Here is a 21,951-nt window from a genome sequence, read left to right on the forward strand (position 1 = left end):
ACAACCATATTCGGTATCATGATAACGTTTATTGAGATTTGGAGTATTTTCAGGCAGCATAATGACAGCATTTGCAATCATTCATATTATTTTATTTTATTTGATTTAAATGATTTTTTTCGGCCTAGATTATCTTCTTGTTCGGCAATCCATTCTTGTACTTCAAATTCGGGATATTCGGTGGTTTCTTCGTTGGATTTGGCTGATTCAGTAGGTGCATTTTGTGGTTTGAGCCACGCATTTTTTTGGTGTCTGCGCCAAGCCCAATAACCCACGCCAACCGCCGCCCAAATATACCAAATTTTCAGAATAAACAAAATGATAGATAAAATTGTCCGCCAGCTGCTCGCCAACGATTGTTGCACGCCTTGCCAAAAATGCAGTTGATAACGTGCCGCGACTGCATTGGGATTGGGCGTAACATCTTTGCTGAATTGTTCAGGCTGCCTGAAATGTAAACTAATCGTAGCGTATTGAATTTTATCTTGCAATTGAGTCTGTTGAACTTTTGCTTCATCTTCTTGAGCGCGGATTTGATATTGTGCATCAATGGCTTGTTGACGGTCGCCCACCGCAGCAGTGCGTGGCGCAGCACCTTGAATTTTTTGCAAATCTTGTGCGCGTTGCTGTTCACGTTGTGCGGTTAATAATTGGCGTTGCAAAGAAGCCGCAACATTCTCCGCGATAAAATTCTGCTGTTCTAACAATTGGATATGCGGTTGTAACGCGTGTAAAAATGCTTGTGTATTTTGACTCGGAATACGAACAGTCAAATCGGTTTCACTGGCAAAATAATCCAAATTCAGTAACATGCCATCAGGTTGTTCGGTTTGATAGCGGTTGATGATGTTACTTCTGGTTTGATTGGATACGACAAAACCATCGTATTTCGCGACCAATTGTTCAATCTCAACTGTGGTTTTACGGACATCACTGGTACGGAACGTCAAATCTGCTGTGATGATTAAGGCGCGATTGCTGGGCGTAGCGTATGTGATAACTCCGTTGGGTGTGGATGCGGCGACAGGTGGTTGACTGGCAGCTGGCGCGGACGCACTCCATGTAGCGATGCCCGATGCGGTGGCGATGATGGTCGTTGCGCTGGCTGATGCGGCAATCGAGGGTGTTGTTGGAACGGTAACCGCTGACGCTGCTTTGGGCGCAGCAGGGCTAGACGCAGCTTTGAATTCACGTTTGGTGGTGTCGCCACACGCAGCAAGCAAAACAGATAAAATAGCAATAGAAATAAGATGATGGCGCATATTTATTTTCGGTTATGGGTGTGAGTTTGTTTTCAGGCAGCCTGACAGTACACGACAATCTCCAAAAGAGATAGATAACAAATGGCTGCAAGATTAAGTACTGTAGGGGCAAAAAACGCTCATCAAAGTGTATAATTTGATTCGCGTTTCTGCCTAAAATTTGACAATTTTTCCCGCAAAATTTATCAATTAATTATTAATGGTTGTCATTTTGACATTGTTGCATAATTTTATTATAAAATCCGCGTAATATATCAATATCTTCTGTTGTCGTATCAGCACGATTAAACAATGAATGTAATCGGCGAATCATGCGTTCTTGATTGCGATGATGGAAAAAATCCAAATGTTCCATCGCTTTTTCAAGATGTTGCACCATGCCTGAGACTTGGTCGGCAGTAGCAAGATGACGTTCGGGAATCAGATGGCTCATGTCTGCATTCACTTGGCTAAACAATTCATAGCAAACCACTTGGACAGCCTGCGCTAAATTCAACGAAAAATAATTTGGATTACCCGCAATCGTCATCAAGCGGTTACAGTGCTGCACTTCATCAATACTTAAACCAAATGTCTCATTCCCAAACACCAGCGCAACTTGTTGTCCAGCTTGGGCGGCGGCGAGCAAATTCGGTGTCAGTTCGCGTGGCGTTTGCAAGGGCGCTGTTAATTCACGGCGACGACTGGTAAGGGCGCAACTCAAAGTTGTGCCAACCAAAGCTTCAGGCAGCGTGGCAACAATTTTGGCGCGTTCCAAAATATCAACCGCCCCCGATGCCAAAATAAAACTCTCTTCAGGCAGCCTGAAAGTATCCGCGTGTTCGGCGGAAAATTCGGGGGGTTCTGTGGTCATGGGGGTTGCCATGAGATTGGGCGCAACCAAAACAAGTTGACTCAAACCCATGGTTTTCATGGCACGCGCTGCCGAACCAATATTGGCGGGGTGGCTGGTGCGCGACAAAATAATGCGAATATTGGCTAAGTAATCGGGAACAGCAGGCATGATTTTATCAGCATTGTAATTTGAATAGGCGATTGTATCATTTTGTGTGAAAAATGTTGTGATTCTGTGGTTTTCAGGCTGCCTGAAAGATTTATAGTCGTTTAAAATTAAAAATATATGGCGTTATCCGCTCACTTTATATCAACGTATACGGTAGCTGCCTTGCTCTATTTTTATTTTAGAACCTGTATTCATAGCCAACGTGAAATGGATTTTTGTTCCAGTTGGTACGAATGTCAGGCGAATTTCATGCCAATAGCGTTCCTATTGGCGTGAAATTCAACGCAGCAGGCGTACTAAATGGAGCAAAAAGACATCGCGCTTGGCTGTGAATACGGGTTCTTAAACGACAGGTAAAACAGCCTAACCGTGAGCAATCATGATTCTGACGTACAAACTGAACAATTATTCGCCCAAAACCATCACGGCTTCGGCTTCCACCAACGCACCACGCGGCAAACTCATCACGCCCACCGCTGCACGCGCTGGATAAGGTTGCGCGAAATACTGCGCCATCACTTCATTAAAAGTGGCAAAATGCGATAAATCGGTCAAATACGCATTGATTTTCACGATGTCATTCAGGCTGCCACCTGCGGCTTCGCAAACTGCACGTAAATTTTTGAAAACTTGATGGCTTTGTTCTGCAAAATCGGTTTCAGAAATCAAAGTCATGCTTTCAGGCAGCAAGGGAATTTGTCCACTTAAATAAACCGTGTTACCAGCACGAACCGCTTGACTGTACGCACCGATGGCAGCGGGGGCTTTGTCGGTATGGATAATGGTTTTACTCATGATTTGAACCTTGTTAATGAAGACGGTGTAAAAAACTCAATTATACGCACAAAAATGCTAAAATTTCATTCGCTTCACTATATTTTTATGAGAGTATTGTATGGCAAAATCCGACTATCCCATTACCGCAGCGATTCGTTTTCTTCGCAATCATAATATTGATTTTCAACCATATTTATATGATTATGTAGAACACGGTGGCACAGCGCACTCCGCCGAATGTTTGGGTGTAGATGAACACTCCGTCATCAAAACCATCGTATTACAAAACGATAAAAAACAAGGCTTAATCGTATTAATGCACGGCGATAAACACATTTCTACACGTAATTTGGCGCGTCAACTCAACATGAAACACATAGACCCAGCCGACCCCAATCAAGCGACTCGTTGGACGGGTTTTTTGGTGGGCGGTACAAGTCCATTTGGCACAAAAACCGCACTGCCTGTGTTTGTGGAACGCAGTGTGTGGGATTTGCCAGTGATTTATATTAATGGCGGTAAACGTGGATTTTTGGTGGCGGTGTCGCCCAATGCACTCCATTCATTGAATCCACAAAATGTTGATGTGGCGATAGATTAATTAACAATATTTTTTCAGGCTGCCTAGGGGCTAATGACAATTCAAAAAAAGAGGCAAAGGATTTAAGATATTGTTTCCACGCAACCATCCCAAACCTTTGCCATGTCCCGAAACACGCTTACAAATGAAACATGGTCAAGACTGTTGCCTATTTTGAAACAGCTTGGCATTTATCGCAAGAAAAATTTACGCAAAACAGTAGAAGGTATCCTATTTCGCTTACGTACAGGCTGCCAATGGGCTGATATACCTAGTTATTTTGGTAAAGCAAACAGCCTTTACCAAAGTTTCAATCGCTGGTCTAAACGCGGTATTTTTACCCGATTATTCAAACATTTGGTAGATACACCCGATATGGAATGGGTCTTTATGGACGGTAGCCATATCCGCGTTCATCAACACGGTATGGGTAAACAATCCATTACGCATCAAGCTGTTGGTAAGAGTATCGGTGGTCATACGTCTAAAATTCATTTAGCGGTTGATGCTTGTGGTAATCCAATTGAATTTATCATTACAGCTGGTAATGTAAATGATATTGTTGTTGCGCCTGATTTATTGGCACAATTGGATTTAAGTGATAATGAAACCGTGTGTGCTGATAGGGGTTTTGACAGTGATACTTTTCGTCGGTTAATTCAGTCTAAACAAAGTAAAGCCAATATTCCATATAAGAAAAATAGAGAACATCTTAATGTGGGCACAGATTGGTATTTATATAAAATCAGGCACTTGGTAGAAAACGCTTTTGCGCGATTAAAGCATTTTCGTGCGCTGGCAACACGGTACGATAAATTAAAACGTAATTATGAAAGTACTGTATCATTAGCTTGTGCTTTGATTTGGTTGAAATTATAGCTAAAATGTCATTAGCCCCTAAAAATAGAAAGAATAACATATGAACAAACAAACACCGATTTCTCGCATTGATGAAAAAGCACGGAATTATTTATTGATTATGTACGCATTAAATGGTGCATATTTTTTCACAATTTTCATCACACCGATTGTGGCGGTGATTTTGGCGTATGTGAAACAAAGTGAGTGGGAAGACAGTGTGTACCGCGACCACGTGGCATACATTATTCGTACATTCTGGGTATCGTTGTTGGTGTTTGTGATAAGTATCCCATTGATTTTATTATTCGGTTTAGGGCTTGTAACGCTGACATTAATAGGAGTATGGTTTGCGTATCGCAGCGCGTTCGGGGCGTGGCGCATTTGGCAATATCAGGGAGTGAATCCCAAATTGTGGCTGGAATTGCCTTGATTTTTGGTAAATAAATTTTAAGGCTGCCTGAAATCAATATCAAGGCAGCCTGAGGATGATTATTCAAATGATTTATTCTGCTTCATTAGCATTTTGTTGATTCAAATTGGATAGTTCTTTTAACAAATTTTCCAACTGCTGCAATTTTTTGCCAGAAAAATCGTTTTCTAATTGTTGGGTTTGTTCGTCCATCAATAAGGAAATGCGTTCAAATAATTGAAGACCGTTTTCTGTTAATTTCAAAAATACGCGACGTTGGTCACTGGCGGGTTTCAAACGCATCACCAACTCTAATTTTTCTAAACGCGTCAAAATGCCTGTTAAACTTGGACGCAAAATAGATGTCTGTTGCGATAATTCTTGAAAATCCAGTGTGCCATGTTGCGACAACAAACGAATAATACGCCACTGTTGCTCGGTAATGCCAGCTTGATTCAGCACAGGACGATAATATGACACCACTGCATCACGCGCTTGCACCAACAAAATATTCAATGTTAATTGTTGTTGTGTTGCTTCAGTCATTTGATTCTCCAATTTAGATAGAAGATAGGACGTTTTATCCTATTTATATTGATAGCGTATTTTCAAATATTTTAGTCTTTTCATGCGTAGCTGTCAGTAGTTTAAAGAAGTTTTAATTATTTTTAACATTAATATTGATAAATATCAAAAAATTTTCAGGCAGCCTTTTCATCACAAAATAGAAAGCTGCCTGAAAAAAATCAACCACGTGTCCAAGTTGTGCCGTCTGCGCTGTCTTTTACTTGGATTTTGTGTTCGGCAAGAATGTCGCGGATTCGGTCAGATTCTGCCCAATTTTTGGTTTCACGAGCAATTTTTCGTTGAGAAATCAACTTATTGATTTCATCAGCGGATAAGCCGTCTACGTTGTTGCCACCTTGCAAGAATTGTTCGGGGTTGTCTTGCAATAAACCCAACACGCCACCCAAAGTTTTTAGGCAGCCTGAAAGTTCTGCGCTGTCATTTTTATTGGCTTCATTGGCGATTTCAAACAACACGGAAACGGCTTCGGCTGTGCCAAAATCGTCGTTCATGGCATTGAAAAATTTGTGTGTGTAGTCATTGTTGTTGCCATTTGAATCTAATTTAAATTCAATCGGTTTTACATTATTCAAGGTATTATACAAACGCGTCAACGAATTTTTGGCATCGTCCAAATGCGCATCTGAATAATTCAATGGACTGCGATAATGGGCGCGAAGAATGAAAAAACGCACTACTTCAGGTTGATATTTTTTCAACACATCACGAATGGTGAAAAAATTGCCCAGCGATTTAGACATTTTTTCGTTGTCCACACGAATAAATCCGTTGTGTAACCAATATTTTACATGGCTGTCAATTTTTTTCAGGCTGCCTGAAACAGGTTTATTGTGCCCACACAAACCGCCATTGGCACCACAACTTTGGGCGATTTCGTTTTCGTGATGCGGAAATTGTAAATCCGCGCCACCACCGTGAATATCAAAGGTTTGCCCGAATAATTCGCCGCCCATTGCCGAACATTCAATGTGCCAACCAGGACGACCGTTCCCCAAGGGCTTGCCCAAGAGGGTTCTTCGGGTTTGGCGGCTTTCCACAATACGAAGTCCAATGGGTCGCGTTTGAAACCGTCTACTTCCACGCGTTCACCTGCGCGTAAATCATCTAGTGATTTGCCTGAAAGTTGTCCGTAGGCATCAAATTCGCGCACAGCATAATAAACATCACCATTTTCAGCAGGATAAGCCTTGCCATTTTCAATTAATTTTTCAATCATTTGAATCATTTGGGCAATGTGTTCAGTGGCTTTGGGTTCAATGTCTGGGCGCAACACGCCAAGAGCTTGACTATCTTCGTTCATCGCTTGAATAAAGCGTTCAGTAAGTTGCTGAATCGTCTCACCATTTTGATTAGCACGAGCGATGATTTTGTCGTCAATATCGGTAATGTTGCGAACGTAAGTTAATGGATAGCCATGTTGGCGCAACCAACGCGCAATCATGTCAAATACCACCAAAACACGCGCATGCCCTAAATGGCAGTAATCGTACACTGTCATGCCACAAACGTACATGCGTACATTTTTCGGGTCAATCGGTTCAAATCTTTCTTTTTGGCGCGTGAGTGTGTTATACAAATATAACATTTCTATACTTTCTTGCTTAAGTTAAATAGAGTATTCTGAAAAATACCTGATGGAGAATAACAGCATTGTCAATTCAAAAATAGGAATAACATAATCATATTTTTAAAGGTAAATTAAAGGATTATAACAAAGGCAGTCTGAAAATCAAAACCGCTCGTTTGCACCCAAATACCGCCATTGTCCAACGGGTAATGCCCCTAATTTCACTTTGCCGATACGAATTCGTTTCAAACCCACTACGCGCAAACCGACTAATTCACACATTCGGCGGATTTGGCGTTTTTTGCCTTGTTTGAGAACGAAACGCAATTGATCTTCGTTTTGCCATTCTACTTTGGCGGGGCGCAATTTTTCGCCATCCAAACTCAAACCATGATTGAGTAATGCCAAACCGTTTTCGATCAAATTGCCTTTTACGCGTACCAAATATTCTTTTTCACTGTCGCTGTGTTCGCCTATCAGTTGTTTGGCGATGCGCCCATCTTGCGTCAAAACAAGTAAGCCAACGGAGTCAATATCCAATCGTCCAGCAGGCGCAAGTCCTTTTAATTGTTTGGGATGAAAGGGGATTTTACTGGTATCACCGTTCCAATGATTATCAGCAGCAATCAGCTCAATGGCGGCGCGGTAGTCTTTTTCAGGTTGCCCACTCACAAAACCCACAGGTTTATTCAATAATATGGTAACGCGTTGGGCTTGCTGTTGATGCGCGATTTTGTCCAAATCAATGCGGTCGGTTGGTACAACTTTTTGTCCCAACACCGCCACCACGCCATTAACTTTAACCCAACCTTGTTCAATATAATGGTCGGCTTCACGGCGTGAACACATTTTCAATTCTGCCATGCGTTTGGATAGGCGTATGGGTTGGATTTCAGTCATTTTAATTACCTATTTATTTTATTCTTCAATAATTCGCACATCGCCCACCAGTCCGACATAAATTTTGGCAGCACCATAATGAGGATATGTCTCAAAATCCGCATGAAAACGGCGATTTAATTCAGGCTGCTGTTGAATATGTAGCCACGTTTCAGGCGCGTTTGATGTCATGGTAAATACTGCATAATTTTGGGGTGCAATCCACGCATCAGATAAATTTTCAGGCAGCGTTGCATCATTCGCGACCAATTTGCCTAATGTTATTTTTACTTTATTTTCATCAGGATATTGGTAAACACAATACAAAGTTTGGCTGAATCCCGCCATGTGTGGAGGTGATGCCAACCATTGTTGCTGCAGCTGTTGTGCGGTTGTTATGGCATCGGTTCGTACTACCGTTTGGCTGATTCCCATCACACGAAAAATCGGTAAAGTTGCAAACTCCATTCATCAACCTTTCAGAAAAAAATAATAAATTAATGGCATAATATATTGATACACATTGGTAATGTACAAGAAAAATAATATCAACGCCAACAAAAATCCCCCCTGAATTTGCCCAAAACTAAACACATATACAGGTTGACGCAACATCAAACGGTGTACCGCAAACAACAGCATCATTAATAATTGAATGCTGAACCAATAAACAGGGTCAAGTGCGTACAATTTTAATAATTGTGCAGGCAGCATCGCCGTATAACCGCGCGGATATTGTAACCAGACCAGCACACACAATAACAAAAATGCAGCGTGCATCACTGCACCCGATACCGCGAAAGTCGTCAGCCAATTGCCTGCTTCAGGATTTTGCCAAGTGAGAATACGCGCGCTATCTGATTTTTCAGGCTGCCTTTTGCTGCTGTTGATGAAAAAAAATACACTGCCCATAAACATATAAAAATGCACAATAAATAAATTGGGAATCCGTGTAATGCCCAACACATTAGGCAATAATCGCGCCGAAAAAATCCCCAAAACTAACCACAACACCACCGCAAACCATAGCCATTGAAATTGCTGATGTCGTCCTGTTTGCCAAAAAAATGCACTCAACATCAATCCAATCACCCAAGATTCCAAAGACAGCCCAAACATCATTTGATTTTACCCGATTGTTGCAATGCATTGAGTTCACGCAAAGATTGTGCGGCGGTGGTATTGCCGTTGGCAGCGGCTTTAGCAAACCAAAATTTTGCCAATTTCACATTTTGTTTCACGCCTGTGCCACTGGCATAGCGCATGGCAAGGTTATTTTGGGCATCTGCGTGTCCCTGTTTGGCGGCTTTACTGTACCACTCAAACGCTTGTTGATAATTTTGCGTGGTGCCACGACCTTCGGCATGGAACAAACCAACCATAAATTGGGCTTCGGCTTGACCTTGTTGTGCGGCTTTTTTGTACCATTTTAGGGCTTCTTTATCGCTGCGTGATACGCCTAAACCTTCTTCGTACAACACAGCGATGTTATTTTGTGCGACTGCATCACCTTGATTGGCAAGCGGTTGGAGCAATTGTAAGGCTTTGGCAAAATTTTTTTGTTGTACAGCAGCGATGGCTTGTGAATAAATGGCTTGATTTTTCGCGCTGGTGTGTGGTGCTGCCTGAACACCCAATGCCACCGATAATAAAATAGATAAGATGATTTTATTAAAACTCATGAAAATTCCTTTGGTTACGTAAATTATTGGCTTGGATTCATTGATGATTTTGTGTATTTACGATTATGATTCAAACAAATAATTGTAATATAATTAGTTTTTTTAGTACACGACAAAAAAATTTTCAGATAGCTTGATTAATTTAGATGATTTGATTCAAAGAGTTGGTAAAACTGAAAATAAACACCCAGTTTTTGAAAGAGTGTTTTGGTATTAATATTGTACAGCTGTTTAAAATAAAAATGGCGCAAGGGGAGCGTCTATGTACATCTACTATATAAAGGGGGCGGATAACCCAGTCGTGTTCTTAGAACCTGTATTACAGCCAAGTGCCATGTCTTTTTGTCCCATTTGGCACGTCTGCTGCGTTGAATTTCATGCCAATACGAACACTATTGGCATAAAATTAGCTTTACATTCGAACCAAATGGAGCAAAAATACATTTCATGTTGACTGTGAATACAGGTTCTTAATTTTAAAGAACCATAAAACACTGTGAAACAACATAACAAGAAAATTTGTTATACAAAGGCAAGAATATGAAAAATCAAATAAAATACATGGTTTTTGTGTTCGCAGGCTGCCTGCAAATTGCGTGCACACCACAAAGCCAAATTGCGCCCGCCACAACATCACCCACCACGCAACTCATTGCCACACTCCCCGAATTGCACGGCAAAACAAATGCGCAATTGATGAAAAATCATCGTCCTACTTTAATTAAATTTTGGGCAAGCTGGTGTCCGTTGTGTTTGAGTGAATTGGCACACACCGAAGACATGACAAAAGACCCACGCTTTGCCAATGTTAATCTCATTACTGTTGCATCGCCTAACTTTTTGAGTGAGCAGTCTACGCCTGCTTTTTCCCAATGGTTCAAGGGATTAAATTATCCCAATTTGCCAGTACTATTGAATGATGGTGGCACGCTTGCGAAACAAATGGGGGTTCAAGTTTACCCCACTTGGGCATTATTGGACGCAAATGGCAAAGTTGTACGCGTAGTCAAAGGCAGTCTCAACGACACACAATTATTAGCCTTGCTAGAGAATCCACAAGCCGATTTACGCGCTACCAAAACCTCCTTTTCTCAACCCAATCAACGAGGAAAAACCATGAATACCCATACAATTTATCTTGCAGGCGGCTGTTTTTGGGGATTGGAAGCCTATTTTCAACGCATTGATGGCGTGATTGATGCTGTTTCAGGCTACGCCAATGGCAATACTCAAAATCCGACTTATGAAGATGTGTCTCATCGCCATTCAGGGCATGCCGAAACCGTGCAAATTACCTATGATACTGATAAATTGAGTTTACCCGATATTTTGCATTACTACTTGCGCGTAGTGAATCCCACCAGTTTAAACCAACAAGGCAACGACCGTGGTGAGCAATACCGTAGCGGCGTATATTTCACAGACCCTAAAGAACAAGCTGTCATCGCTGAAGTTTTACAACAAGAGCAAGCAAAATACACACAAAAAATTGTGGTAGAAAATGTACCCTTGCGTCATTTTTATCGCGCCGAAGAATATCATCAAGATTATTTACTGAAAAATCCAAATGGTTATTGTCATATTGATATTCGCCGTGCAGATGAACCTTTGCCTAATAAAACCGTTAAACCGTTTGATGCCCAAAACTATCATCAACCCAGCGACAGCCAATTACGCCAAATGCTGACGGCCGAACAATATGAAATCACCCAACACGCCGCGACCGAACAAGCGTTTAGCCATCAATACGATGATTTATTTGACAAAGGGATTTATGTAGATGTAGTCAGCGGACAACCATTATTCAGTTCTCGAGACAAATTTCAATCAGGCTGCGGCTGGCCTAGTTTCACCAAACCTATTGATAATAATGTGATTACCGAACATGCTGACCACAGCTACAATATGCACCGCGTGGAAGTGCGTAGCCAATTAGCGCATTCACATTTGGGACATGTATTCCCTGATGGACCAAAAGAAAAAGGTGGTTTACGTTATTGCATCAACGGCGCAAGTTTGAAATTTATTCCATTGGAACAAATGGATAAATTGGGATACGGCGCATGGAAGAATAAAGTGAATGAATAGTTGTCATTCATAGTCGTTTAAAAATAAGAACCTGTGTTCATAATCTGAATAGCTTGCTTTTATCGCTACTTTATTATATTTCTATTGCGTTGGCTGAAAAAGCCGTCTTGTATTCGCAAAAATGGTCAATAAAATCAAATTATCAATCTTACGAATACAGGTTCTAATATTTGTGGTGGTGTCCTGAAAAAGGTGCCATAAAAAATTTCAAACAAAAAACAGCGAGAACAAGGATATTTGAGTTGTGCATACACAAATTACCGTTTATTGTCCACGCTGCAAAGGATACAAGAAAAATGGCTCTGATGACAATCAAAAACAACGTTATGCTTGCAAAGATTGTACAAGGCGTTTCATTGGCGACCATCATCTCACTTAGCTATGAATACAGGTTCTTAATCAATGTTATAAATTAAAATATAAATATCAATTAAATAAAATTTTCGTTTTTGAAGGTTTTGCAAAGGTTTCTAGCTGCCTGAAAACGGTTTTGGGCTATAATCCAATTTTTCATTTTTTAACAAAAGGAATGATGCAAATGAGCAACGCCACCATTTTACAAAATCTCCCAGTCGGACAAAAAGTCGGTATCGCCTTTTCTGGGGGGTTGGATACATCAGCTGCCCTGTTGTGGATGAAATTGAAAGGCGCAAACCCTTACGCCTACACCGCCAATCTCGGTCAACCCGATGAAGACGACTACAACGCCATTCCCGAAAAAGCCAAAAAATACGGCGCACAAGAAGCACGATTAATTGATTGTCGGACACAATTGGCACACGAAGGCATCGCCGCCATTCAATGCGGCGCGTTTCACGTTTCTACGGGCGGAATGCCGTATTTCAACACCACGCCACTGGGTCGCGCCGTAACAGGCACCATGCTCGTTGCAGCAATGAAGCAAGATGATGTACACATTTGGGGCGACGGTTCAACCTACAAAGGCAACGACATTGAACGTTTTTACCGATATGGCTTATTGACCAATCCAGCATTAAAAATTTACAAGCCTTGGTTAGACCAACAATTTATTGACGAACTGGGTGGCCGCCAAGAAATGTCTGAATTTTTGATTGCCAATGGATTTGATTACAAAATGTCGGTAGAAAAAGCCTATTCCACCGATTCCAATATGTTGGGCGCAACACATGAAGCCAAAGATTTGGAATTTTTAAATAGTGGCATCAAAATTGTGAAACCGATTATGGGCGTGGCATTTTGGGACGAAAATGTAACCGTGCTGCCTGAAACCGTAACCGTTCGTTTTGAAGAAGGCGTACCCGTTGCGCTAAATGACGTGGAATATGCCAACCCTGTGGATTTATTCTTAGAAGCGAATAAAATCGGCGGACGACACGGTTTGGGTATGTCCGACCAAATTGAAAACCGTATTATTGAAGCCAAATCGCGCGGTATTTACGAAGCCCCAGCGATGGCGTTATTCCACATTGCCTACGAGCGTTTGGTAACAGGCATTCACAACGAAGACACCATTGAACAATACCGCATCAACGGCTTGCGTTTGGGGCGTTTGTTGTATCAAGGTCGTTGGTTTGATAGCCAAGCTTTGATGTTGCGCGAAACCGCACAACGCTGGGTCGCTAAAGCAATTACAGGCGAAGTAGCATTAGAATTGCGCCGTGGCAATGATTATTCTATTTTGAATACCGAATCGCCTAATCTCACTTACGCGCCAGAACGTCTTTCAATGGAAAAAGTGGAAAACGCGCCGTTTACACCAGCTGACCGCATTGGACAATTGACCATGCGCAATTTGGACATCTCCGATACGCGCAATAAATTGGGCATTTACGCACAAACAGGTTTGGTACAACTGGGAAAAAGTTCAGTTATCCCACAATTAGATAATTGATTTGAATATTTAGGCTGAAACATTTGCAAAACCTCATTTTTTGACAGTTGTAAAAAAATAAGTTTCTAAAATTTCAATTGGTTATTTTTTTGAAATTTGTAAATTCAGAGGTTTTGCAAAGGTCTCAGGCTGCCTGAAAAAACAATTCATTTTCAGTATGCCACCATATTCTCATATAAAAGAAAATACAGGTTCTAAAGTTTCAGGCAGCCTGAAATCTTTGCCAAACCGTAGAGCGATTGCAAAGAAATCTCCCCAAACTGCCTGAAAATCATTTTATTCATTTATTTTGTTGAATACGTTCCCAATAACTCCCCCATTTTGGTCGGCGTACCAGTGACCAAATTGGCATTTAGTGAAATTTTTTGCGTTGGAAATACATTCACAACCGTAGAACCCAAACGGAATGCGCCCATTTCTGCGCCTTTTGCCAAGCGAATCATGCCCGCCCCATCAGTCGGATATTCCCAAACCTGTACACGATTCGGACGTGGTGGATTAATCACCCCATGCCATATTGTACTCATGCTCGCGGTAACGGTCGCGCCCACCAAAATTTGTACCATTGCCCCAAATTCTGTGTCAAATACACAAATCACGCGTTCATTTCGCGCAAATAAATTTGGAATGTGTTGCGCCAAAAACGGATTTACCGAAAACAATTCACCTGGTACATAAATCATTTTTCGCAACGTTCCAGCACAAGGCATATGCACCCGATGATAATCACGGGGTGATAAATAAGTGGTTAGAAATACACCATTTTTGAATTGTTCGGCTAATTTGGTGTCGCCAGCAAGCAAGTCTTCTAATGTGAACAAATGCCCTTTAGCTTGAATCAAGCGATTATCGTCAATGTTGCCGCTTTCACTCACACAACCATCTGCGGGCAACGCTAATTCGTGGCTGCCTGAAACAATCGGACGCGCATCAGCTTTTAATTCACGCATGAAAAATTGATTAAATGTTTCAAAATCATTCGGTTGAGATTTTTTAGCTTCTTGCCAATTAATACGGTAATGATTAGCAAACTGTTTAATGACAAAATGCGTGAAATCACCCCATTTTTTTTCCGCAAACCAACCCGCAGCACGTGTGATGGCCAATTGTGGCAACAAATAGTGAAACGCAATTTTGATGCGTTGACTGCAAGTGGGTTTCGGATACGGTTTTAAATTCATGAAATTTATTTTCCTAAAAATCAGTTAATTATATTCAATAAGTCTTTCAGGCAGCCTGAACAATCAATAACCCATTTCACTTAAACGTGTTAAATTGAATTTGGCGTTTTCATGTCCAGCTTGGGCTGCCTGTTCCCACCAATGGCGAGCATTGGCGTATTGTTCGGCATTCGCATAAAGTACGCCCAAATTAAATTGTGCGCTGACGTGTCCTTGCATGGCAGCTTCTTCGTACCAATCGGCGGCGGTGTCGTTGTTTTGCGGAATCACTTCACCGAGCATATATTGCGTTCCCAAATCATATTGCGCATCAGCCAAACCTTGTTCAGCGGCTTTTTGCCAATGATGCAACGCTGCAATCGGGTCGCTTTCCAACAACATATAACCCAAATGATGTTGCGCGGTAACAAGCCCCAATTTGGCGGCTTTTTCGCACCATAATTGTGCCAATTCTGGATTTTGTTCTATGCCTTGTCCTGATTCGTAGAGCATGGCGATGTTGTGGCAAGCTTGGGCATTATCGGCTTCGGCAAGTGCTAGCCACTCATTGAATGCGGTGGTGTAATCGCCGTTTTCGTAAGCGAGTAAACCTGCATCTTGAGTTTTTTCGGACATAATGATTCCTTGTTTATGAATAAAATATTTTTCAGGCTGCCTGAAAGAATGATTTGATGATTAGATTCACATCAAATCAAAAACGTGTCATGTTAATCGTTTCGTCTGCTGCTTCGGTTAATACTTGATTTAACACGTTAAAAAATTCGCTGCCATCACGCGTGGCGAGCCACTGTCCATTTTTATGCGCAAAATGATAACCGCCACTTTTGGCGGCAATCCACAATTCTTGGTTAGGCGTGTGGCGATTGACAATGATTTGTGTGCCATCGTCTGCTTCAATTGTTAATACATTACCAGCGCGTGTGCAATCAAAATCATAATCGTCCAAAGCATCTTCAATATAAGCAAATAATTCATCGGAATGTTGCAAAAATTCGGTTTCTGTCATGTTGTGTATTCCCAAAGTAAACATATTTTAAGATAATCCTATTTTGCCAGTTTTCAGGCTGCCTGAAAACTTTTTAATTTTGAAATGTCATTGTATGAAAAAATATTATTCATTGATTGCGCTATTTGCACTCACGGCGTGTGGTTACAAAGGCGATTTATATTTACCTAAACCAGACGATAAAAATCAATTTGGTGTGATTCAAACAGGATTGGAATTGACCCTACCTGTCGCCGCCAGCCAACCTAAACCTTTAGAGAAACCATAATGACTCAATTTTGTGAAAATATTGCTTATTCTTATTTAGCTGAACATTTTGGTACGCCATTATATGTGTATAGTGAAAACGCGCTCACAAACGCATTTCGTGCTTATGAAATGGCGTTTTCAGGCAGCCAGCCTTTAATTTGTTACGCAGTCAAAGCCAATAGTAATTTAAGTATTATCAAACACTTTTCCGAATTAGGCAGTGGTTTTGATACGGTATCGGGTGGCGAAATTGCGCGAGTATTGGCAGCAGGCGGAGCAGCTAAGAAAATTATTTTTTCAGGTGTGGGCAAAAGTGTGGCTGAAATTGCTTTTGCGTTAAATGCTGGCATCAAATGTTTCAACGTAGAAAGTTTGCCCGAATTAGACCGCATCAACCAAGTTGCTGAACAAATGGGAAAAATTGCGCCCATTTCATTGCGTATTAATCCAGATGTGGACGCGAAAACCCACCCTTACATCTCCACAGGTCTAAAAGCCAATAAATTCGGCATCGCCATGTCGCAAGCAGAACAAGCCTACCAATACGCAGCCAACCAATCTCATTTAAAAATCATGGGAATTGATTGCCACATTGGTTCACAACTGATTGATTTATCGCCATTAGTGGAAGCGTGTCAGCGATTATTGATGTTGGTGGATAAATTGTCCGCGCAAGGCATTGAATTGGAACACATTGATTTAGGTGGTGGCGTAGGCATCGTGTACCACAACGAACCCATCCCTAATTTAAATGAATATGCTCAAGCAGTGCAAAATTTGTTGGCAGGGCGAAAATTGGATTTGGTGTTGGAACCGGGGCGCAGTTTGGTGGGCAATGCTGGCACGCTTTTGACTCGCGTGGAGTTTGTCAAACAAGGCGAAGAGAAAAATTTTGTGATTGTAGATGCTGCCATGAACGATTTGATGCGCCCCGCTTTGTATCAAGCTTACCATCATATTGAAAATGCAGAGAAAAATAAGCAGCCTGAAATATTGGCGGATATTGTCGGGCCAATTTGCGAAACGGGTGATTTTTTAGCCCAAAATCGCCAAATTGCTGCTGAAGCAGGTGATTTATTGCTGGTACACAGCGCAGGTGCTTACGGTGCAAGCATGGCAAGCAACTACAACACGCGTTGTCGGGCGGCGGAAGTATTGGTGTCAGGCGACAAGGTGCGTGAAATCCGTCAGCGCGAAACACTAGAAGATGTGATGCGCTTAGAAATGAAATTTTTGTGATGTCTATTTTGCAGGTTGCCAGAAAACAAATTTGGATTAAATCGCTATTAATTGATAATTTAAGCATTTTTACTTGAGAAAAATGATAATTTCACGCACAATATAGCGTTTTGTAACACATTTAGTTGTCAGGCAGCCTGAAAAACTGCCTAAGGAAAACCATGACCACTTTTGCAGAAGACATCATTCAAGAGCAGCTTGACCAGCAATTAGACGGCGACCGAACCGTTGTGTTGGCAAATCCAGATGATGCCGCGTATATTTTGATTGTTAATCCTGATGGCACAACCATCTACGAAGCCGCAGCAGAAGACGAAAATTCAGGAATGTGGCTGTTTATTGAGAACATGCTTGCGCCTTTTGCCAGTGATGTCAATTCTCAAGATGTTCCAGCTATGCCATTGATTTCAAATGAATTGCAATCACCCCAAGCAGTCGCCGAACCTGTCCGTACCGAATCGCACATAGCGTGGCAGATTGTAGGGGGCATGGCTGTGGCTGGTTTGGCGGCAGTGGGTTGGTCGCGTGAGCGAGACGATTCACAACAGCATGATAATTATGATGATTCGGAAAATTTGGTTACGCTGCAGCCTGCTTTTCCTAAGCCGCACGCATTGGTTACGCGATACTCGGTCGCAAAAAATCCGACTGCCACCGAACCCGAACCCACACCACAAGCCGATTCTCAAATTCAACCTGAACAAAATACAACCGATTTATCTGTAACAGAAAATGTATTGACTCAATTTGATGCGTCCAACTACGATGCATCATTTGATGCGAATCAAACTGACGTGCACTACGCTTATTCTGATACCACCCCCGATTTGTTAGACGATAATCCAGCGTTGTGGCAACATATTTTATAAATTACCAATAAGTTGTAAATGGAGTAATGTCAGTATTTTTGGGCGCATCTGGATTAGGCGATGCTGTGCCAATCATCAATAAAGCAATGATTTTATCTTTCTCTTGGCATTCAAATTCTTGTTTCAAGATAGGCGAATTTACCCACAAACCCGATAACCAAGCACTATCAAAACCTTGCGCTTTTGCTGCTAATTGAATGGCATAAGCCGCGCAACCAGCACTTAAATGTTGTTCCCATTCAGGTTTTCCCGTTTTGGGTGTGGCGATGACAGCGATGGTTAAGGGGGCGAGATTGCCTGTATGTTCGGCTTTTTTCATGGCTTCTTCGCCCATGTTGAGCGTGGTTACGGTATCGCGCAAGATTTGGCGGAAACGCTGATTACCTGATTCGCTTTGAATAACCACAAATCGCCATGGTTTTAAATCGCCGTGGTCTGGGACTTGCGTTGCAGCTTGAAGCATTGTTTCAATTTGCAATTCATCGGGCGCAGGCGTGGTTAAATTTTTGCTGGATCGGCGTGTAGTCAATAAATCTAAAATTTCCATTATGAATATCCTAATTTTTTTGTATTATTTTGATTTTAAAATAAAAACAAGGTGGTTTAAAAAATATTTTTGGGTTTTATTTTTCAATGATGAAGTTTATTTCAGGCAGCATGAAGCGTCTTACGGTTTTGCCCAAGCGCGTAAACCATTGTTCAGGCGTTGCCAACAAGTAAAACCCATCGCCAAAATTGCCAACCACACCAACAAACTCGCCCAACCATTCAGGCTGCCTGCAAGCGCGTACCAAATCGCCAACACACTGATAAATAAAGCTCTATCACTTTTACCCATAGGTCCATCGTAACGTCTGCCATTGAATCCGTGAATTTTACCCAACAAACCAAAAATCTCCGTCAAAGCCGCCAACCAAATAAACACACCCATTTGGAATCCACTCAACACAAACGCCAATGGCAAATACAACGCCGCATCAGAAACCACATCGCCAGCTTCATTCAAATAACCGCCTAATGCCGATTCTTGCATGAATTCACGCGCCAACATTCCGTCCAACGCATTAAGCACCATTCGCACCAAAAAAGTCAATGGTAACAACCAAAACAACCACGCTGTTTTGGAAAATAACGTTAAAAATCCACCTACCAAAACAGATAATGCCATAGCGACCCATGTAATTTGATTGGCGGTAATCCCATGCGCAGCGCATTTTTGTGCCAATGGACGCAAGGCTGCCTGAAATTGCGGTTTCAATTCATATAAACTTAACATAATAAACCCTTAAAAAATAACCTAATGATAACACAAGCCCATGACATCCCCAAAAACATACCATCATGGTCATCAAATTTGCGTGTAACACGAGAGGAATTTGGTCAAAGTTTTTACCAAATAACAATTTTATTGAGTTTAATAAGGCTACCTGAAAACCAATTGACCATTTATTTTAAATAGTTAAGGACATTCAAATGAAAGCAGTCAATTGGGTGCAGATGCCGCCATGATTAGCCACTGTGGCATGGAAACATCAAAACATCAGCAATCGTATTTTTGCAATAACGAATCTTGCAATGATACAACGGTTTCGCCATCGGCTGCGTGAATGCGTGTGTAGCTGCCATCACCATGCATTTCCCACGCTTTCACGTTGTCCGCTAACGCCAATTGCAAACTTTCTTCAATCACGCGTTTTTTCAATGCCATATCTTCAATCGGCGTGGCGACTTCAATCCGCCTGAAACAGTTACGCCCCATCCAATCTGCACTGGAAATGTATACCTCTTCTGCACCATCATGATAAAAATAGTACACGCGCGAATGTTCCAGCAACCGCCCAATAATAGAACGAACTCGAATATTCTCCGACAAGCCAGCTACTTGCGGACGCAACGCACACATTCCACGCACAATCAAATCAATTTGCACACCAGCTGCCGATGCCCGATACAGCGCATCAATTAAACTCGGTTCAACCAGCGAATTCATTTTGGCGATGATTTTGGCGGGTTTCCCAGCTTGGGCATGGGCGATTTCGCGGTCAATTTTATTCAGCAACATTTTGTGTAATGTGAATGGGCTTTGATGCAATTTCTTTAATTTATTCGCTTGCCCCAACCCTGTAATTTCCATAAACAAATTATTCACATCACGCGTAATATCACGTTGCGCTGTCAACAAACCAAAATCGGTGTAAATCCGCGACGTGCCTTGATGATAATTACCCGTACCCAAATGCGCATACATTTTCAGGCTGCCTTCTTCACGGCGAATCACCAACGCCATTTTGGCGTGAACCTTGTAGCCAAACACACCATACACAACGTGCGCCCCTGCCTCTTCCAAACGCCGCGCCCATTTGACGTTATTGGCTTCATCAAATCGCGCCATCAATTCCACCACCACCGTAACCAATTTACCCGCTTGAGCGGCAATCAATAACGCCTGTGCCAGTTCCGAATGCGTCCCTGTGCGATAAATGGTCATTTTGATGGCGACCACATCGGGATCATGTGCAGCTTCCTGAATAAACCGCACCACAGGTTCAAACGATTGGTAAGGGTGATGCAGCAAGACATCTTTTTGGCGAATCACATTCAACAAGGAATCCACTTTGCGAAATTCCGTCGGATAATTTTGTTTAACCGATGGAAATTTCAATTCTGGGCGTTCTACCATATCAGGCACCGCCATCAAACGCACCAAATTCACAGGGCCATTGACGCGATACAACTCGTTTTCCGTCAAATCAAATCGCGCCAATAAAAATTGCGTGATTTCATTTGGACAATTGTCGGCGACTTCCAAGCGTACCGCCACACCAAAATCGCGGTCATGCAATTCAGATTGAATCACGGTACGCAAATTGGTTAAATTATTGAATTCATCGTCTTCCACCGTTAAATCGCTGTCTCGCGTCAAACGAAATTGATGGCACGATTTTACTTTCATACCACGAAATAATTTATACACATATTCATGCAAAATGGATGATAAAAACACAAATCCATCTGCTCCACCACATAATTCTTCAGGCAGCTTGACCACGCGCGGTAAAATGCGTGGTGCTTGTACAATTGCCATGCTCGATTCACGCCCAAACGCGTCTTTTCCGTCTAATTCCACAACAAAATTCAAAGACTTATTCAACAAACGTGGAAATGGGTGTGAAGCGTCCAAACCAATTGGCGTAAGCAACGGCAACAATTCACGATTAAAATAATTTTCAATCCATTCATGCTGTTGCGGTGTCCAATTATGGCGGCGATAAAAATGAATACCAGTATCTGCTAATTCAGGCAGCACTTTTTGATTTAAAATTTCATATTGTTGCTGAATCAAATCGCGGGCTTCAGCAGCGACTTGCGTAATGGTTTCGGCAGGTGTGCGCCCTGAATCAAACACGGTGCTGGGATTGTTACGCCCTTCGCGTTTCAAATATGCCATGCGAACTTCAAAAAATTCGTCCAAATTAGACGACACGATACACACAAAGCGCAACCGCTCCAATAATGGCACATTCACGTCTTCCGCTTGCGCCAATACACGGCGATTAAATGCTAACAAACTGGATTCACGACAAAAAATTTGTGATGAGGTTGGCATACTTCTTCCTTGTATGATGAATGAATGATTTGATGATTTGGTAATTTCGCTGGGCGTATTTTTTCAGGCTGCCTGAAAAGTACACGAAACAATGACATTTTGCAGACCAAATTTTGGCAAGCGAAAGTGTAGCATGATTGCACATCAAAACCCACATTCAGGCTGCCTGAATAACATAAAAATGTAAAAATCCATCTGGTTTTGGCAATTTTATTCACAAGTCGCTTTTAG

General features: G+C 41.9%; 24 protein-coding genes and 1 pseudogene. 9 read left to right on the forward strand and 16 right to left on the reverse strand.

Features of this window, described 5'->3' with window-relative positions:
• Nucleotides 1-86: 86 nt before the first annotated feature.
• The 3 genes from BWP33_RS05405 to BWP33_RS05415 all read right to left on the reverse strand — a co-directional run bounded on the left by BWP33_RS05405 (nt 87) and on the right by BWP33_RS05415 (nt 3,060).
• Nucleotides 87-1,262 (reverse strand): DUF4349 domain-containing protein, encoded by a 1,176-nt coding sequence (locus BWP33_RS05405; protein ID WP_002641998.1) that lies wholly within the window; start codon nt 1,260-1,262, stop codon nt 87-89.
• 196 nt (nt 1,263-1,458) lie between these two features.
• Entirely contained in the window at nt 1,459-2,265 is an 807-nt protein-coding gene (locus tag BWP33_RS05410) for an RNA methyltransferase (RefSeq protein WP_002641997.1), read from the reverse strand.
• A gap of 405 nt (nt 2,266-2,670) precedes the next feature.
• Nucleotides 2,671-3,060 (reverse strand): RidA family protein, encoded by a 390-nt coding sequence (locus tag BWP33_RS05415; RefSeq protein ID WP_002641996.1) that lies wholly within the window; start codon nt 3,058-3,060, stop codon nt 2,671-2,673.
• Between the two features lie 100 nt (nt 3,061-3,160).
• On the opposite strand from BWP33_RS05415, the gene BWP33_RS05420 reads away from it, so the two are divergent.
• The 3 genes from BWP33_RS05420 (at nt 3,161) to BWP33_RS05430 (ending at nt 4,913) form a co-directional block, all read left to right on the forward strand.
• Nucleotides 3,161-3,643: an aminoacyl-tRNA deacylase gene (locus tag BWP33_RS05420; protein WP_002641995.1), complete on the forward strand. Its 483-nt coding sequence runs from the start codon at nt 3,161-3,163 to the stop codon at nt 3,641-3,643.
• Between the two features lie 102 nt (nt 3,644-3,745).
• Nucleotides 3,746-4,501, forward strand: coding sequence for an IS5 family transposase (locus BWP33_RS05425; RefSeq protein ID WP_002641156.1), 756 nt, complete (start codon nt 3,746-3,748; stop codon nt 4,499-4,501).
• 40 nt (nt 4,502-4,541) lie between these two features.
• On the forward strand, nt 4,542-4,913 hold the full coding sequence (locus BWP33_RS05430; RefSeq protein WP_002641993.1) for a DUF4870 family protein: 372 nt from the start codon (nt 4,542-4,544) through the stop codon (nt 4,911-4,913).
• Between the two features lie 72 nt (nt 4,914-4,985).
• Here BWP33_RS05430 and hpaR read toward each other — a convergent pair whose 3' ends face one another.
• The 6 genes and pseudogenes from hpaR to BWP33_RS05460 form a co-directional block, all read right to left on the reverse strand.
• The gene (gene hpaR / locus BWP33_RS05435) at nt 4,986-5,438 is read right to left on the reverse strand and encodes a homoprotocatechuate degradation operon regulator HpaR (protein WP_002641992.1); all 453 of its coding nucleotides are present in this window, start codon (nt 5,436-5,438) and stop codon (nt 4,986-4,988) included.
• Between the two features lie 200 nt (nt 5,439-5,638).
• A pseudogene (gene cysS, locus BWP33_RS05440) lies at nt 5,639-7,065 on the reverse strand (cysteine--tRNA ligase).
• 144 nt (nt 7,066-7,209) lie between these two features.
• Nucleotides 7,210-7,947, reverse strand: a complete 738-nt coding sequence (locus BWP33_RS05445) for a pseudouridine synthase (RefSeq protein WP_002641990.1) — start codon at nt 7,945-7,947, stop codon at nt 7,210-7,212.
• Between the two features lie 18 nt (nt 7,948-7,965).
• Nucleotides 7,966-8,394, reverse strand: a complete 429-nt coding sequence (locus BWP33_RS05450) for an effector binding domain-containing protein (RefSeq protein WP_002641989.1) — start codon at nt 8,392-8,394, stop codon at nt 7,966-7,968.
• 3 nt (nt 8,395-8,397) lie between these two features.
• The gene (locus BWP33_RS05455; RefSeq protein ID WP_002641988.1) at nt 8,398-9,048 is read right to left on the reverse strand and encodes a hypothetical protein; all 651 of its coding nucleotides are present in this window, start codon (nt 9,046-9,048) and stop codon (nt 8,398-8,400) included.
• Nucleotides 9,045-9,608, reverse strand: a complete 564-nt coding sequence (locus BWP33_RS05460; protein WP_002641987.1) for a tetratricopeptide repeat protein — start codon at nt 9,606-9,608, stop codon at nt 9,045-9,047. Before BWP33_RS05460 ends, BWP33_RS05455 begins: the two co-directional genes overlap by 4 nt.
• 540 nt (nt 9,609-10,148) lie before the next feature.
• Here BWP33_RS05460 and msrAB point away from each other — a divergent pair.
• The 3 genes from msrAB (at nt 10,149) to argG (ending at nt 13,569) form a co-directional block, all read left to right on the forward strand.
• Nucleotides 10,149-11,696, forward strand: a complete 1,548-nt coding sequence (msrAB, locus tag BWP33_RS05465; protein ID WP_002641985.1) for a bifunctional peptide-methionine (S)-S-oxide reductase MsrA/peptide-methionine (R)-S-oxide reductase MsrB — start codon at nt 10,149-10,151, stop codon at nt 11,694-11,696.
• Nucleotides 11,697-11,940: 244 nt separating this feature from the next.
• Entirely contained in the window at nt 11,941-12,075 is a 135-nt protein-coding gene (locus BWP33_RS12915; protein ID WP_425319629.1) for an IS1/IS1595 family N-terminal zinc-binding domain-containing protein, read from the forward strand.
• A gap of 159 nt (nt 12,076-12,234) precedes the next feature.
• A complete protein-coding gene (gene argG / locus BWP33_RS05470; protein WP_002641984.1) occupies nt 12,235-13,569 on the forward strand; it encodes an argininosuccinate synthase in 1,335 nt (444 codons plus the stop codon).
• A 284-nt stretch (nt 13,570-13,853) separates the two neighbouring features.
• Here argG and asd read toward each other — a convergent pair whose 3' ends face one another.
• From asd to cyaY, 3 genes are all read right to left on the reverse strand, one after another.
• A complete protein-coding gene (gene asd / locus BWP33_RS05475; protein ID WP_002641983.1) occupies nt 13,854-14,750 on the reverse strand; it encodes an archaetidylserine decarboxylase in 897 nt (298 codons plus the stop codon).
• A gap of 63 nt (nt 14,751-14,813) precedes the next feature.
• Entirely contained in the window at nt 14,814-15,365 is a 552-nt protein-coding gene (locus BWP33_RS05480) for a tetratricopeptide repeat protein (protein WP_002641982.1), read from the reverse strand.
• 76 nt (nt 15,366-15,441) lie between these two features.
• Nucleotides 15,442-15,756, reverse strand: coding sequence for an iron donor protein CyaY (gene cyaY, locus BWP33_RS05485; protein ID WP_002641981.1), 315 nt, complete (start codon nt 15,754-15,756; stop codon nt 15,442-15,444).
• 94 nt (nt 15,757-15,850) lie between these two features.
• Between cyaY and lptM the strand changes: the two genes are divergently transcribed.
• From lptM to BWP33_RS05500, 3 genes are all read left to right on the forward strand, one after another.
• A complete protein-coding gene (gene lptM / locus BWP33_RS05490; RefSeq protein WP_002641980.1) occupies nt 15,851-16,024 on the forward strand; it encodes an LPS translocon maturation chaperone LptM in 174 nt (57 codons plus the stop codon).
• Nucleotides 16,024-17,244 (forward strand): diaminopimelate decarboxylase, encoded by a 1,221-nt coding sequence (gene lysA, locus BWP33_RS05495; protein WP_002641979.1) that lies wholly within the window; start codon nt 16,024-16,026, stop codon nt 17,242-17,244. Before lptM ends, lysA begins: the two co-directional genes overlap by 1 nt.
• A gap of 161 nt (nt 17,245-17,405) precedes the next feature.
• Nucleotides 17,406-18,113 (forward strand): hypothetical protein, encoded by a 708-nt coding sequence (locus BWP33_RS05500; protein WP_002641978.1) that lies wholly within the window; start codon nt 17,406-17,408, stop codon nt 18,111-18,113.
• Nucleotide 18,114: 1 nt separating this feature from the next.
• On the opposite strand, the gene BWP33_RS05505 is transcribed toward BWP33_RS05500, so the two are convergent.
• From BWP33_RS05505 to BWP33_RS12330, 4 genes are all read right to left on the reverse strand, one after another.
• On the reverse strand, nt 18,115-18,660 hold the full coding sequence (locus BWP33_RS05505) for a nitroreductase family protein (protein WP_002641977.1): 546 nt from the start codon (nt 18,658-18,660) through the stop codon (nt 18,115-18,117).
• A 120-nt stretch (nt 18,661-18,780) separates the two neighbouring features.
• Nucleotides 18,781-19,389 carry a CDP-alcohol phosphatidyltransferase family protein gene (locus BWP33_RS05510; protein WP_002641976.1) on the reverse strand — a complete coding sequence of 203 codons (609 nt, stop codon included), beginning with the start codon at nt 19,387-19,389 and terminating at the stop codon, nt 18,781-18,783.
• A gap of 264 nt (nt 19,390-19,653) precedes the next feature.
• Nucleotides 19,654-21,720 (reverse strand): polyphosphate kinase 1, encoded by a 2,067-nt coding sequence (gene ppk1 / locus BWP33_RS05515; RefSeq protein ID WP_002641975.1) that lies wholly within the window; start codon nt 21,718-21,720, stop codon nt 19,654-19,656.
• Nucleotides 21,675-21,938: a hypothetical protein gene (locus BWP33_RS12330; protein ID WP_155999563.1), complete on the reverse strand. Its 264-nt coding sequence runs from the start codon at nt 21,936-21,938 to the stop codon at nt 21,675-21,677. The genes ppk1 and BWP33_RS12330 overlap by 46 nt, the downstream gene beginning before the upstream one ends.
• Between the last annotated feature and the right edge of the window lie 13 nt (nt 21,939-21,951).

This window comes from Simonsiella muelleri ATCC 29453 (assembly GCF_002951835.1).
GTDB classification, from domain to species: Bacteria; Pseudomonadota; Gammaproteobacteria; order Burkholderiales; family Neisseriaceae; genus Simonsiella; species Simonsiella muelleri.